Origin of the sequence: Brevibacterium sp. R8603A2 (genome assembly GCF_023072605.1) — a bacterium.
GTDB classification, from domain to species: Bacteria; Actinomycetota; Actinomycetes; order Actinomycetales; family Brevibacteriaceae; genus Brevibacterium; species Brevibacterium pityocampae.
Genome location: NZ_JALLGN010000001.1, coordinates 33170 through 46990 on the forward strand (window position 1 = coordinate 33170; position 13821 = coordinate 46990).

16 protein-coding genes and 1 other RNA gene are annotated in these 13821 nt (G+C 65.2%); 2 read left to right on the forward strand and 15 right to left on the reverse strand.

Annotation, left to right across the window (positions count from 1 at the left end; all coding sequences use genetic code 11):
• Window positions 1-89: 89 nt before the first annotated feature.
• Window positions 90-1943, reverse strand: coding sequence for an ABC transporter substrate-binding protein (locus tag MTQ12_RS00165; RefSeq protein ID WP_247422954.1), 1854 nt, complete (start codon window positions 1941-1943; stop codon window positions 90-92).
• 1255 nt (window positions 1944-3198) lie between these two features.
• Here MTQ12_RS00165 and MTQ12_RS00170 point away from each other — a divergent pair.
• Window positions 3199-3351, forward strand: coding sequence for a hypothetical protein (locus MTQ12_RS00170; RefSeq protein WP_247422955.1), 153 nt, complete (start codon window positions 3199-3201; stop codon window positions 3349-3351).
• Entirely contained in the window at window positions 3348-3845 is a 498-nt protein-coding gene (locus MTQ12_RS00175; protein WP_247422957.1) for an ImmA/IrrE family metallo-endopeptidase, read from the forward strand. The genes MTQ12_RS00170 and MTQ12_RS00175 overlap by 4 nt, the downstream gene beginning before the upstream one ends.
• Before the next feature lie 579 nt (window positions 3846-4424).
• Here the strand turns inward: MTQ12_RS00175 and MTQ12_RS00180 are convergent.
• From MTQ12_RS00180 to ssrA, 14 genes are all read right to left on the reverse strand, one after another.
• Entirely contained in the window at window positions 4425-5105 is a 681-nt protein-coding gene (locus MTQ12_RS00180) for a hypothetical protein (RefSeq protein WP_247422960.1), read from the reverse strand.
• A 1141-nt stretch (window positions 5106-6246) separates the two neighbouring features.
• Window positions 6247-6576, reverse strand: coding sequence for a terminase (locus MTQ12_RS00185; protein ID WP_247422961.1), 330 nt, complete (start codon window positions 6574-6576; stop codon window positions 6247-6249).
• A 148-nt stretch (window positions 6577-6724) separates the two neighbouring features.
• Window positions 6725-6958 (reverse strand): HNH endonuclease signature motif containing protein, encoded by a 234-nt coding sequence (locus MTQ12_RS00190; RefSeq protein WP_247422962.1) that lies wholly within the window; start codon window positions 6956-6958, stop codon window positions 6725-6727.
• Entirely contained in the window at window positions 6955-7695 is a 741-nt protein-coding gene (locus MTQ12_RS00195; protein WP_247422964.1) for a hypothetical protein, read from the reverse strand. Before MTQ12_RS00195 ends, MTQ12_RS00190 begins: the two co-directional genes overlap by 4 nt.
• Entirely contained in the window at window positions 7688-7816 is a 129-nt protein-coding gene (locus MTQ12_RS14895; RefSeq protein WP_282599066.1) for a hypothetical protein, read from the reverse strand. The genes MTQ12_RS00195 and MTQ12_RS14895 overlap by 8 nt, the downstream gene beginning before the upstream one ends.
• Window positions 7817-7992: 176 nt before the next feature.
• Window positions 7993-8172: a hypothetical protein gene (locus MTQ12_RS00200; protein WP_247422966.1), complete on the reverse strand. Its 180-nt coding sequence runs from the start codon at window positions 8170-8172 to the stop codon at window positions 7993-7995.
• Window positions 8169-8483, reverse strand: coding sequence for a hypothetical protein (locus MTQ12_RS00205; RefSeq protein ID WP_247422969.1), 315 nt, complete (start codon window positions 8481-8483; stop codon window positions 8169-8171). The genes MTQ12_RS00200 and MTQ12_RS00205 overlap by 4 nt, the downstream gene beginning before the upstream one ends.
• Window positions 8480-8677 (reverse strand): hypothetical protein, encoded by a 198-nt coding sequence (locus tag MTQ12_RS00210; protein WP_247422971.1) that lies wholly within the window; start codon window positions 8675-8677, stop codon window positions 8480-8482. The genes MTQ12_RS00205 and MTQ12_RS00210 overlap by 4 nt, the downstream gene beginning before the upstream one ends.
• Window positions 8678-9155: 478 nt before the next feature.
• Window positions 9156-10478: an AAA family ATPase gene (locus MTQ12_RS00215; protein WP_247422973.1), complete on the reverse strand. Its 1323-nt coding sequence runs from the start codon at window positions 10476-10478 to the stop codon at window positions 9156-9158.
• Window positions 10475-10744, reverse strand: a complete 270-nt coding sequence (locus MTQ12_RS00220) for a hypothetical protein (RefSeq protein ID WP_247422975.1) — start codon at window positions 10742-10744, stop codon at window positions 10475-10477. Before MTQ12_RS00220 ends, MTQ12_RS00215 begins: the two co-directional genes overlap by 4 nt.
• Entirely contained in the window at window positions 10741-10941 is a 201-nt protein-coding gene (locus tag MTQ12_RS00225; protein WP_247422977.1) for a hypothetical protein, read from the reverse strand. The genes MTQ12_RS00220 and MTQ12_RS00225 overlap by 4 nt, the downstream gene beginning before the upstream one ends.
• A gap of 92 nt (window positions 10942-11033) precedes the next feature.
• Window positions 11034-11252 carry a helix-turn-helix domain-containing protein gene (locus MTQ12_RS00230; protein ID WP_247422980.1) on the reverse strand — a complete coding sequence of 73 codons (219 nt, stop codon included), beginning with the start codon at window positions 11250-11252 and terminating at the stop codon, window positions 11034-11036.
• Between the two features lie 590 nt (window positions 11253-11842).
• Window positions 11843-13063 (reverse strand): site-specific integrase, encoded by a 1221-nt coding sequence (locus MTQ12_RS00235; RefSeq protein WP_247422982.1) that lies wholly within the window; start codon window positions 13061-13063, stop codon window positions 11843-11845.
• Window positions 13064-13241: 178 nt separating this feature from the next.
• Window positions 13242-13617: a transfer-messenger RNA gene (gene ssrA, locus MTQ12_RS00240) on the reverse strand.
• Between the last annotated feature and the right edge of the window lie 204 nt (window positions 13618-13821).

Here is a 13821-nt window from a genome sequence, read left to right on the forward strand (position 1 = left end):
TCTGACTCCAATCGGTGCGGCGCCCAAGGGGGCGCAGCACAGCGGTCCGGCGCCCGATCACCGGGGTGGTCGGGCGCCGGACGGTGACATCAGGCGCGGTCGTCGGCGCTCTTGCGGCGGGTGAGGGCGAAGATCACCACTCCCACACCGGCAAGCACGGCGATGCCGATGCCGATCCAGGCGCCGGTGCCGAGGCCGCCGGACTCACCGCCGGACTCGCCGCTCACGGGCTCGACCGTGTAGAAGCCCCAGTAGCCGGCCTGACCGGCGATCATGCCGTCGGCCTCGGGCTGGGTGGTGAAGCCGTCGAAGCGGTCCGAGCGGTAGGCCTCGAGCGCCTGCGGGTACCACAGGGCGATCTGCGCGGTGTCGGTGTAGTTGAGGCGCAGCGCCTCGCGCACGAGCTCCTCGCGGGCTCCCTCGTCGAGCTCGGTGTGCTGCTGGGCGTAGAGCTCGTCGAACTCCGGGTTGCAGTAGCCGTCCTGCGAGGACGGTCCGTTGCCCTCGGCGTCGGGACGCGAGGCGCAGGTGTTGATGCCGAGCTGGTAGTCCGGGTCCGGGTTGATGCTCCAGCCGGTGATGTACATGTCGTAGTCCCCGGCCAGGGTGCGGCTGGAGATCGTGTCGGCATCGGACGCCTCGACCTCGAGCTCAACGCCGAGGTCGGCGAGCCACGGACCGAGGAACTCGCCGATCGCCTGCTCGGGCTGGGAGGCGGAGTCGACGAGGAGTCGCAGGGAGAGCTTCTCGCCGTCCTTCTCGCGGATGCCGTCGGCACCCTCGGTCCAGCCGGCGTCCTCGAGGGTCTGCTTCGCGGCCTCGAAGTCGTGCTCGAGGATGGCCTCGTCGTCCTCCGGCAGGTGCCACTTGGGGAACGCCGAGGGGATGAAGCTCGTCGCCGGGTCGGCGTAGCCCTGCATGACCTGCTCGCGCAGGGTGTCGATGTCGATGCCCTGGCGCAGCGCCTGGCGCACCGCGACGTCGGTGAGGGCCTTGTTGCCGGTGCCGTAGGACTCGCCCTCGGGGGTCTCCGCACCGGAGTTGAAGCTGATGGAGGTGTAGCGGCGGCCGGTGCCGGCGTTGATCTCGACGTTGTCCGCCCCCTCGAGCGCGGTGACCTGCTCCGGGGTGAGCCCGGTGATGAAGTCGACCTCGCCGGAGCGCAGCGCCTGCACCTGGGCGTCGGAGTTCGTGTAGTAGATGTACTGGATCGTGTCGATCTGCGGGGCGCCGCGCCAGAAGTTCGGGTTGGCCTTGAGCGTGATCGACTGGTTGGGCTCGTAGCTCTCGAGGACGAACGGGCCGGAACCGACGACGTCGGTGTCGCCCGGGTCGCCGACCGCATCCTCCTTGGCCGACCACACGTGCTCGGGGACGACGGGGATCTCGGTGCCGGGGTTCGGCGCCTGCGGCTCGGTCAGGGTGATGACGACCGTGGAGTCGTCGGGTGCCTCGACGGTGTCGAAGTTCTGCACGAGGCTGCCGTTGGCCGCGCCCATGCCCGCCGGGTCCTCCATCATCTGGGTGTAGGTGTAGACGACGTCCTCGGCGGTGATCGGCTCGTCATCGGACCACTTCATGCCCTCACGCAGGGTGAAGGTCCAGGTCTTGCCGTCCTCGCTCGTCTCCCACGACTCGGCGAGGCCCTCGGTGGGCGAGCCGTCCTTCGCGTCGTACTGGACGAGGTTCTCGTAGACGTAGCGGTTGATGCCCGTCGAGGTGAGGTAGATCGTGGTGAAGGGGTTGAAGCTGTCGATCTGGCCGGCGGTCGCGATCCGCAGGGTCTTCTCCTCGGCCGGGGCGTCGACCGCGCCCTCCGTGGACTCCTCGGTGGCGGCCGAGGCGATCGGGGCGACCCCGGGAGCCAGCGCGAGCACGGTGGCGGCGGCGACCGCAGTCACCATCCGCGGTAGACGGGGGAAGCGGATGCGTGACATCGTCATGGGGTCTCCTTATGAGCTACTTCACATCGAACACAGACGAACCTACAGTGCGCGGGCCTGTGCTTCAAGCAGCGACGCGAACAGGTCGACCTGCGTGAGTTCCCGATGAAACCCCACGTGAGAGCGCACTTTTCGAAGGTTCCTGAGAGCGATTCCGCAGTTCTCTGCACTGTCACGGGGCGCACCGCGATCCCGTGGTCCGGCGGCGCGATCGCTCTGATCGCCTTCGGCGACGTGCGGGAGGGAGGTACGGGGCCGTGGGAGGGGATACGGGAGGGGTATGGCGCCGCAGAAGGGGGTACGGAGCCGCGTGAAACGGACGGCGGAACGCCGCGGAGCAGTGCGCGGCGGAGAAGTGCAGTGCGGAGCAGTGCGCTGCGTTGCGGAGAAGTGTGCTGTGCCTCCGACCCGGTGGCGCATGCGTCGAGTCGAGACGCACTCAGCAGATCACCGCCGGCGCCTCGGGCCCGGCAAATCGTGCGCGGAGAGCCGAATGCGAGTGATTCTCATCGATGCAATTGAATTCCAGCGCATCCGGGCCTCAAGGACGCAGATTCGACCGCGTGGTGCAGGAACACTCGCATCCCCCGGTCGAGGAGAGATGGGTGCCGCTTCCCCGCTGGGGCGGCTCCGCACCCCTGCACCGGCAGCATCGATGCGCTGCACATGGTGCACGCTTGCGAGACCCGAGACCCGAGACCCGAGGTCCGCGATCCGAGGTCCGCGAACCGAGACCCGAGATCCGGGCAGGAGAAAGCCCCCGAGGTCCGCGTGACGACAGCGATCCCCGAGGGCAGTCCACAAGTGGAGATGGCGGGAATCGCCCTTATCGGTTCCTCACCAGGGGAAACGCGGATCAGACAGTGACCATGACCACCACTGAACCAAAAAGTGGTGCTCCGGCGGTGCTACCAACACCCCGGAGCGCGGCAATCAGTGCTAGCTGACTGCGGCTCCGATCATACCAATCGGGTCTGACACGAGGACTGCACCTGCATTGCCGCAGGGCGGTCCTTTCTCGTTCCTACGCCCGATAACCAGTGAACGCCCGGTCATCCACCGAACCGACGCGCCGGGGGTCGGAGCCACGCCAGGCCAGGCGAGGGGCTAGGGCAACACCCAAGACTCTCGAAAATACCGGGGGTCTACGGGTGATGCCGCGAATGTCGCTGAGCGTGGATCGGGGGCGGCGGGCTCTTTGGGGATGGGGACTTTGCAAACCCGCCCGTAGGTCCTATTGGGGAAAGGAACCGGAATGGAACTCGCAGACATCATCACACGGCTCAAGGTCGCATCTATCGAATGGGCGATCGCCAGCCGGCACGGAGACGACGAGGCTGCGGCCCGGTGGCTCGAGGAGTACGAGACCGCCGATCGGCTGCGCGACGAGATCGAGGGGACAGCATGAGCAAGGCATACGATCCGTTCGTCGACGCGGAGAACCGCGGAATCACCGTCCACCGAACCGAGCTGCCCGGCAACCTCCTCGGCGTGGCCAACCTCGCAGGACGACAAGTGTGGCTCGACTGGCGCCTCCTGCAAACCGAGGAGCGGTCCACCCTCGCACACGAGATCGCACACTTCGACGTCGATGCAGACAACGATGGACGAATCGGCGGCGGGCCTAACGGGGCGCTCGTGGCCTCAGTGGAAAACGAGTGCACTCGGATCGCGTCCAAATGGCTCATCGACTTCGACGAACTCGTCAACGCGGCGAAGTGGGCAGACTCCATCGAGGACGTCGCCGACGAGCTGGTCGTCACCGACGAGATGGTGCGGGCCCGGATGCAGACGTTGACGAAGGACGAAACCAAGCGGTTCGACCGGGAGGTTGGACGCGGATATGCAGCGCGGCTCCGCGGGAAGCCCTTGCAGCGGAAAGCACCGCTGAAACGACGCTGAGCGGCTGCGTTCGCGGTGATCTCCCCGTCGATGACCTGCTGGGCGAGGGTGTCATCGTCACGCTTGAGGCGGGCGAGGATGGAGTCGGCGGTATGTCCGGCCTCGCTGTTAGCTCTGGTGGCACCAGGCCTATCGGAAGGGCGTCCACGCCCGACTGCCCCGTTCTCATGGGCTGCCGGCACCTCATCCCTCCATGCCCGCTCCACAGCCTCAGCCACAGACTCGTCCTGCTCCCGCACCCAGCCCACAAGGGCCTGCTTCGAGGTGCTGGACATCACGCCGCGATGTCGGGCTTGAAGTCGAGAACTGCTCCCCACTCCTTGAGCCGCTGCGCCCATGCTGAGTCGCTATTAACAGGTTCGTCATTACCTCGGGGCATACGCTTCCGGCCGACCGGCCGGAAGCGATCCATCCTTTGAGCACGTGGGGACGAGAAACATGTTGCTGACGCCAGCAAGATGGTCCCCATGCATCCCTCGCGCCCATGGCGGCGACTCTGGAGGGAATCTCCTAGAGATTTCCTCCACCCTGCGGCCCCTCGCGCTCGTGGGGGTGATGGGGATTAGCCCCGGCGGGGGTTCATCCTTCTTCTGCTGCCCGCTGTTCCAACCGGCGCATGATTGCTCGGAGCACCTTGAACCCCTTGGAGGATTCGGAGAAGTACATTTCCGCTCGCTCGGGGCTGATCTCGCTGAAGTCCATGTAGCCGGCGCTCGACTCGACAGCCCGCATCTCCGCCACGAGGTTGGAGAGGACGCGGTCCATCGAAAACCTCGGCGGCCGCTCGGAGGGCTTGCTACCAATTTCCGGGACTTCGCGGTGCGCTGCAACTCTGCACCGAGACGAGCAGTAGCGCCGATCCGCCCGTCCGGTCATCAGTTCCCCGCAGTGCGCACATGGACGCTCATTTTGCTCCTCGGCGCCGGCGTAGATCTTCTGGCGGCAACTGTTCGAGCAGGTGGCGAACTTCCGGCGGGTGCCACGGCGCAGCTTCACCGGCACCGCGCACACTTCGCAATGTTCAAGCGCCCAGTCCTCCTCGAGCGTGAACTGCCTCATTAAGAGGGACCAGAGCCCAGTCGTGGAGTCGGCGCCGGCCCTGTCGGTGTTGGCGCACCCCTCGCAGACGACCACATCGACGCCGCGGGCCGGCTTCCACGCATGTCGGGGAGATTTCCGCTGCTGGGGATAGGACGGACGCACCGCAGGGTTCTCATCGGTGAACGGGGCCTCGCAGATAACACATTGATTGTTCCTCATGCCGTTACATTAACCCTGAAACGTCTATGAGAACATCGTTTAGGAGACCGTGGCGCTGATAGTTAGACAGTCGTTACATGGAACTGCAATAGTTGGCAACAACAGTACTCAGGCGGCGCCAGCCCACAGCATCCTCCGCCCCGACTTCCTCGAGCTCCGCCCACTGCGCACCATCCCCACCGGCGAGATCACACCTCGGCGAGCAGCCCCACCGATGAGCGCCCCGATCAACCGAGGACGATAGTAGAGGGCACGGCGGACGGTGCGGCTGTCCTCGTCGTCGCCGGCGAATCGGCTGCGCACCGTGTCCGCGTCGAACTCCTCACCCGAGGCGGCGAGCCGGTCGATCTCCGCACGGATCAGACCACACTCAGGCGGCTCAGACACAGGCTCAGGAGGAGCGAGCAGTCCCTTCTCGATGAGAGAGGCCATGGCGCGGCGAACGGCCCGCATCTGGGATTCTGCGGCCGGTGCACCGTAGACGTGCTCGGCGGTTTGCCGGGTGGTCGCGGACGGGTGTTCGGCGCGATGCTCGAGGACACCCCGCTCCACTCTCCCCAGACCCCGACTCATGATCTAAGTGTACCGGAATGAGGGTGCGCGCGGCACTATTCCTGAACGCTACGGAGCGCAGGAACCGGCTGCCGGTCAGAGACGAACCGCTCCCGGAACCACTCCATCAAACCCATGCCCAGATCCTAGCGGCGGAAAGTGACTGACATTCTGGCTTGCCCCGAGGGTCCATGACACACCGACCACCCCCACACCCCCACACGGAGAAGGAGCCGGCGGCAGGCCAGAACACCCACCACCGGCCCCCAACATGGGCGCTGGCCAGATCAACGCAGTCGAAAGGAACCCTCTACTCTCCGACCATCGATCCCCGCACAACGGCTATGGACGCGGCCGGGGTGACGTTGACGCCCGAGGATCCACCCGACGCAGCCGAGCAGACTCCACATGATTCCCCCGCACAATGTCCAACCACAGATCCGGGACAGACGAAACCCCACCCAGACCCCGCACGAACTCCATCCGCTCACCCCTCCACAACCGAAACCGATCCCGCACCGACACCCCCGGCCACTCCTCCGGCACGAACCGCACCAACTTCTCCGGCAACACCCCCTCAACCCGCGTTTCACGCCTGCGCACGATACACACCCCGCACACCCGTCGACGCCGGCAACTCATCCTCATCCAGACCCGGAATCGACAACGTCGCCAACAACCGCGCCAACACGAGTTTCTGCTGCCGCTCCTCAGCCACCGCAGGATGCAACCGCAACCCCTGCGACGACGGAATCATCAACCCATCAGACTCCACCGCCTCCCGCAGCTGAACCACACGATCCCGCACCCGACACGCCTCCTCCAACAACGCGCCCTCATGCTCAGCGACCTCGAACCGCTCCACAGTCGCCACCCACAACGCACGCCCCGGCCCCTTCAAGCCCTTCGGACACTTCATCGCAACACACCTTCCACCACACCCCCGGAGGGGCCAGGAACACCGTCCCAGCCCCACCGAAGGCCACTTGATTCGCCGAGGAGAGAGAAGTCTCCACTGCCCGGCGGTTCGAAAGCAGGTCGGGCCGAGGAGGTGGGCCCCACCCCTTTCACCATTGCCTCGAGGTTCGGGTGGGTGGGGTGCGGTTCCCTCTTGCTGAGTTGCATGTTCTGCATGCTGGTCTCCAGTTCTTCGGGTCGAGTTCGTCTCCTCCGTGGCTGAGGGCGATGATGTGGTCCACGGTGTCGGCGATGTCGCCGCAGTAGTAGCAGTTGGGGTTGGCTTTGAGGTAGGTGAGGCGGTTGCGGCGGTATGCGGTGGAGCGTTGCCGGGGTGTGCTCATGAGTCCTCCTGGGTGTTGTGCGCCCATGCTGGTGGCGCGGCGGGGTGTTCGGCGTTGGCTTCCTGGTCGGCTTTCCACTGGGTGAACTCGGGGTCGACGATCTCGGTGGTGCCGGTGATGACGTTGAGCCGCACGGTGACGGGCTTGCCGTAGTCCTCGGGTCCGGGAACGGTGTACTCCTCGGTTCTCTGTTCGGGTGCTTTGCCGCCTTCGATCCAGGTTCGGGCCTGGGTGTCGTTCTGGGTTTCGGTGAGTTCGTCCCATGCTTCTGCGCTGATTCCTGCTGCTTCGCGTTGGATCTGATCGACGGCTTCCGCGACGAGATCGGTGCGGTTCTGGTAGTTCACTGCGTTGAAGGAGCGGCCGAGGATCGTGGAGGCCTGCTCACGCAGATCGATGGCGTGCTGTTTGCTTTCCACTGCGGCGTAGTAGCGGGCGGCGGCCTGCCCGAGTGGGGACTCTCGGAGGGCGGTGAGGAAGGCCTGCCGGGCTTCGCGTTCCTCGGTGGTGCGCTGGGCTTTGAGCTGGGTGTACCCGCCGCCGTCGAGGAACCATTCGGCCCATTCCTGGCGGGCCTGCTTCTCCTTCTGCTGGGCCTCGTGGGTGCGGCGCTGCTGTTCGGCGTGGAGTTCAGCGAGGCGGTCGGCTTGTTCTGCCTGCGCGGACTGGGCCTGAGTGGTGGCCTCGGTGATCGCGGCGTGCAGCTGGTCGTCGGTGAGAGTGGTGGTGTCAGGCATTGGTGTTCTCCTTCGTGAGTGCGGTGATGTGTGTGTGGAGCTCGGTGTTCTGCTGCTGGTCGTGGTCGACTTCGAGTGCCTTGCTGACATCGAGGTCGGCCTGTTCACGCTTGCTGAGCATTGCGGTCCTCCTTCCGTGTCCGGGGTCGGTCTGATGGTTTGTAGCCCTCGAGGATCAATCCGGAGGCAAGGCCTCGGCGGACGAGTTCTCGTGCGAGCTCCGCGGTATCTACGGGTTCCTCGAGGCGCTGGGTGGTGTGGTGTCGTCTTTTCTGGGCGCCGACGTCGTGGCGTTGCTTACCCACGGTGGTCCTCCTTCTTCTCGGCGAGGGTCTGCTCGATGCGGTCGACGCGCTTCTCGAGGGTGCGGGTGCGGGGGTGCAGCGCACGGACTTCCCGGCTGTTGTCCGTGAGCTTGTTCCACAACATCGACAGCCGCTGATCGAGGCGCTTGTCGTCAGTGCCGAAGTCGCTCACTGGCCCTCCCCGATGAAGGTCTCCCGGAGTTTCTGCCGGGTCGGGACACCGATGGTCTCGGTGATGTCGACGATCGCGGAGAACGTGTCGAGGATGTCCGCGATGGTGCCCTTGAGGGCGGTGATCTTGAAGGCCTCGGACTGTCCGGCGAGGGCTTCGTTCAGGCGGTCGATGATGGTTTCCCGGTCATCGTCGAGGCTGGCGATGGCGGCTGCGGTCACTCGGTCGAGGTCACGTTCCACGTCGTCGACGTTGAGGACCCCGGCGAGGCTGCCGTTCTGGTCATAGCTGGGAATGATGCGGTCGGTCATGGGGCGGGCCTTTCAGTGATGTGATCGGTTGCGGTGCCGGCGACGAGGGTGGGGTCGGCCTCGGCGTTCCCCACCTCGCAGCCGGGGTGGATGGTGGAGTCGTCGGTCGGGATGAGCGGCAGGCCGCAGGCGGTGCACCATTCGCCGGTGATCGGCCACTCGTGCCCCTCGTCGTCTGTCCAGCGATCGGTCATGCCGATCGCCTCCCCTCGACCTCGCAGCGGATACAGGAGCCTCGGTGGAGGACGTTGCCGCAGACGCCGCAGGTGGTGTCCCGTCCCGGCTCCTGGGGTGCGGGGTCGGGTGAAGGTGGCGCGTAGGTGGCGGTGGTGGCAGAGTCCTGATCCCTGCCATGTTCGCCACCTTGCGATCCGGCACTCGGATCAGCGGGTTCGTGTGCTTGAACTGACTGAGCTGACTGAGCTGACTGGAATCTGCCGCCAGTTAGCTCACCCCGCGATCCGCGAGAATCCACAGTTGGCTCAGTCGGTCCAGTTGGCTCAGTCGGATCAGGCGCTGAACCGGCTCGGTCCAGTTGGCTCAGCCGAGGGTGCTTCCATACCGTCGTCGTCGGCACCGTGCGGGTGCGGTCGTGCTCGACGTGCTTGCGGTTCTTCGCCCGCTTCAATGACGCCTCGGAGAATCCCTCGGGGTCGAGTGGTCGCAGCTGCCTCATGGCGTGTCCTCTCTGTAGCAGCCGGGGTGAGTGGTGCGATGCATGGAGACGTAGATCTGCTGTAGGGGCTCCCCGCACACGGAGCACATTTCTCCGAGCTGGGGGTGCCCGGTTTCGGGTGGCTGGACCTCGCTCTGAGGTGCCGAAGGTGGCACGAAGGTGGCGATGGTGGCAGAGTCCTGGTTCCTGCCACGTTCGCCACCTTCGGTGCCACCTTGGGGATCGACCTGCCACACCCAGCCCGCGCCGAAGTCGGACTTCACGGACAGGATGCGAGGGTTCTTCGACCTCCTTCGGGCGTCCTTAATCGACTGGTCACCGAACCCGGCTGCGCGAGCGGCCTTCATCACTTCACCGGCGTTCGCCTCCGGTGGGGTGCGGTCGATGAGGAAGTCGAAGATGAACTGCTGGGCCTCGTTCCGGTCCTCGGCGTCGTGCCCACCTGAGTCGCGGAGCACGTCTGCTACAGACCGATTCGAGGTGCCGGCCACGGTGAACACACCCGTCACTGCCGGCCCCTTCGGTGTGCGGATCTCCACTCCGTCGATCCGGTAGGCAAGGTCGGGCAGGTCATCGCGCCCGAGGCTGTTCTTCACCTGAGACAGCACCCGCATACCGTCCTCGTCGGAGTCGTCGCGGGCGAACCCAAACACGGAACGCGGGACGTTCTTGAACGCGCCGGATCCGGTGATGAGCGATGCGGCATCGCTGCCGGCGGCCTTGGAGAAATGAGCGATTCCGAGGATCACTGCACCGGACCTGTCTGCCATGCGCGCCAGCGGATCCAGTGCGGTGCGCACGTCCCTCTCCCGGTGAGTGTCGATCCGTTCACCGATGACGGACATGAGCGGGTCGATGACGACGAGGCCGACGTCGTTGCCGACGATGGACTCCTCGAGCAGCCCGTTATCCACAGGCAGGGACAGGGTGACCTGTTCGTCGATCTCGCTCCACACCTCGAACCGTCCCACTCGTTCGAGGTCGGCGCCGGCGGCGATGAGTCGCGGGACGAGGGTGTACTTCCACGAGTCCTCGACCGCGACGTAGAGCACTGTCCGCGGGTGGCCGTAGAACGCTCCCGGCAGCGTCCCGTTCGTGATCTGAGCGGTGAGCCAGATACCGAAGGAGGACTTCCCGGTGCCTTCCCGGCCGGCGGCGACGGAGAGCGAACCGGAAGGGATGCGTCCCTCTCCTGCGTCCTCCCACGCCCACACGACCGGCTCAGGCTCGATCTCCGATGCCCAAGTGATCTGAGCTCGGCGCAGCGGCCTGGGGGGTTCCACCAGTTCCTCGGGTGAGTAGTTGAACACTTCGCTCATCGGCGCTCACCCCGGCTATCCCCGCGGGCCTCTGCCTCGGCGGTCATCTTCTCGCGGGCGGCGCGGGCGTTGATCCCGTCAATGGTGCCGCGAATGACTGCGCTGATCTGCCCCTCGAGGTATTCGCCGGCCCGGACCTGCCTCGCCACGGCCTCGATGAAGCTGGTGTCGGTGAGGCGGGCCTGCTGCTCTCCGTGCCGGTAGCCGGTCGAGTAGGCGATGTCGTAAAGTCGGCGGGCTTCTTCGGTGTCGAATGTCCTGCTCACTGCGCCTCACCGTCCTCGACGGGGGTGATGCGGCAGAGGATCGCACGAGCATCTGCGCCTCGGGCGTTGGCTCGCGCTACTGCTCGCTCAGCGGAACGGAGGCTGAGGTAGAGCCGGCGGCGGTATCGGCCGGTGCGGTCCTCGACGAGTACGACGAGCGCGTGAGCCCGGTCGAGATCTTCGTCTGCCAGTGTCATCTGGGCTACAATTGAGCCAGATCCTGCGCCCACCACATTGCTGGATTTCATCGCCTCGGTTTGCCCGCCGGGGCGATTCTCTTTTGTGTGGATCATGCAACGTCACCGCCGTTCTGCTTGGTGAAGGTGGTCGGGTTGACCTCGCGGCGGAGCTTCATCAGATCGTCGTAGGCGATGCGGATGACGCGCTTTCCGTATCGGTAGGCTCGCAGCTCCCCGTTGGAGATCCACCGGCGGATGGTCGGTGCTGAGGTGCCGGTGATTTCTGCTGCCTGAGCGATGGTGAGCTCGGGCGTGATCTTGGTCGGCATGGGTGCTCCTTTCGGATTTGGGCATGAAAAAACCCCGACTGTGTGAGTCGGGGTTGGGTGGTTGGTCTATGGATTTTGGGCATAAAAAATGCCCCGGTGAAGGGGCATGACTTCTAGGTGAGGTCGGTGAAGAATTCGGTATCTGCGCCGGGGACGTATCCATCGGACGGAATGGATCGGTGAACTAATCGATGACTGCGCTGGGGCGTACCCTCGGACGCCCCCCCGACGTCGTGCCAGGCTGGGTCAGCTCCCCGTCCGGTTATGTCTCGCTCTGTGGCGGATTCGTTCCCGAACTTCGGTTGTCGCTTCTGCGACTGGTGGATCCTGGGCCGGTAGTGCAGTGTCGACGGCGAACCATCTGACACAGCCCCCGTGTGCGAAACTCGGCTGGGTATACCCCCGACGCGAGATCGGGCTGGGCTTGCTGCCACACCGGGATCAATCGTGCGGAAATCCCTGAGTCTTACAGCAGCGGGTGATTCGGTTGCCGTTGATCGGCTCTGCCTCAGCTGGTGCCCCGAATCGGACACTCATTCGATTCGAGCAGGACTCTATACCGCAAGAGTGCTCACTGCAACCATTTGCGCTCACAAGTTCCGCACTTCGCTCGACAGGGAGCTCGCGAGCATCGCCAGCCGGTCGCGGGTCGCGTGCTGGTACTTCGCCACCACCTCGGCGGAGGTGTGGCCGGCGAATCGTTTGAGCTCCTCGAGAGTCGCCCCCGCCTGTCCGATGCGCGTGAGCGCCGTGTGCCGGAGCGCGTGGAAGGTGAACCCGTCGAGCCGGTCGTCCGGGTCAGCACTGTCGTTGTATGTCTCCACCGCGGCATTGAAGGCGTTGCGCAGGGTGTTCGGGTGGATCCAGTCGTCGCCCTTCGGGGTGCGCGGGAAGAGCAGCATGTCGCGTTTTCGCCCGACGTGCTCCCGGAGGTGATCGTTCACCGTCTCGGTGAGGGCCGGTGGGATCGGCACGGAGCGGGTGCCGGCCTCGGACTTCGGGCGGGTCTCATAGAGGCCGCTCCCCCGCGCTTGAACCTGCCGAACGATCCGGATCCAGAGAGTGCCGTCCACAGCTGTGGATATGTCGCGGCGGCGCAGGGCGATGACTTCTCCGAGGCGCAGCGCCGACCACGCGGCGAGGTTCACCGCCAGCGCGTAGCGGGGCGGCATGTTGTTGACGAGGGCGGCGACCTGCTCGGGGGTGGCGACTTTCTCCCCGTCGTCGTGGTCGTGCTTCGGCTGGTGCTTCGTCGCGCCGGGCACACCGCACGGGTTCTCCGAGATCAATGGGGTGAAGGTCGCGGACTGGCCCTTGGCCTTCCCGGTCGCGTAGGTGAAGAGCGCCGACAGGGTGAGGTAGACGTTCCGGGCGACACCGGAGCCCTTCTCCCGCAGCAGATCCGAATACCAGTCCTCGATCTCGGCGGGGGTGACGACGGTGACCGGGACTTCTCCGAACACGGGGCGAATGTGGGTGTTGTAGCGGGACTGGTAGGTGTAGATCGTGCCTCGGCTCCGGCCGGCGCGCTCGAGGAAGGTGAACCACTCGTCGGCGAGGGTGTCGATGGTGACCGCGGACTTGGCCTTCTCGTCTGCTGCGCGGCGGCGTTCTGCTCGAGCTTCGGCGGGCGGGATGAAGATGCCGCGGGCGATCTCCCCGCGGGCGATGCTCAGGGCGGCGCGGGCGTCTCCGATGGTGAAGAAGGAGCCGATGGTGTGCCGGCGCCCCTGGGTGTAGATCCGGGCGCGGTACTGCCCGTTGTGCAGCCGGTCGATCCCACGGGGCAGATCGGAATACTTCTTCGGCATTGGCTCCCCCTCTAGTTGACCGGTTTTGGACCAAATGGGACCACCCATGACCCACCGAATGACCAACTCTATGCTACTCTGTGAGTGGTTGTGAACACTACTGACCACACCGAGAGGGCCTAGATTCCGCGCCAGAAAGCGGAAGAGCCCCGGAATCACTAAGGATTCCGAGGCTCTAGCGTGGAGATGGCGGGAATCGAACCCGCGTCCGTCGGCATATTACCGGGTCTTCTCCGGGCGCAGTTCGTGAAACAGCTTCTTAGGTCCTGGTCATCGCACGAACACGTAGACCAACGAACGGAGTTGAGTAAAAGTCCCATCGACACCCCCAACATGTGCCGACAGCAGTGGCTCCCTAGCTGACGCCAGGAACTAGAGCGGAAGCAACTCTAGGCTGACGGATTCGCAGCTCGCGCTATCAGGCGGCGAGGGCGAAATCGGTGCGGTTGTTAGACTTAGCACCTATTGTTTTGCAGAGGACATTAACGAGTTGACTCTGCATTCTCGGCCCGCTTCTCCCGACGCCATGTCCAACGTCGAAACCGATCATCCCCATATTCACTTGCCAACCGACTGCGCCTGCGCGGAAGCGAACCCGCTCAGCTGCCAGCCGGACCTTTGATGCTACTCCCGACAACAGCCGTGCGTCCACTTTCATTCCCGGCCGTGCCGGGCAGCTGCCCGACTCTTCACCACGTCGTCTGCACCTGTACTTCGTCGTCGTCTGCGCCTGCACTTCATCTTCTGAACCCGCACCT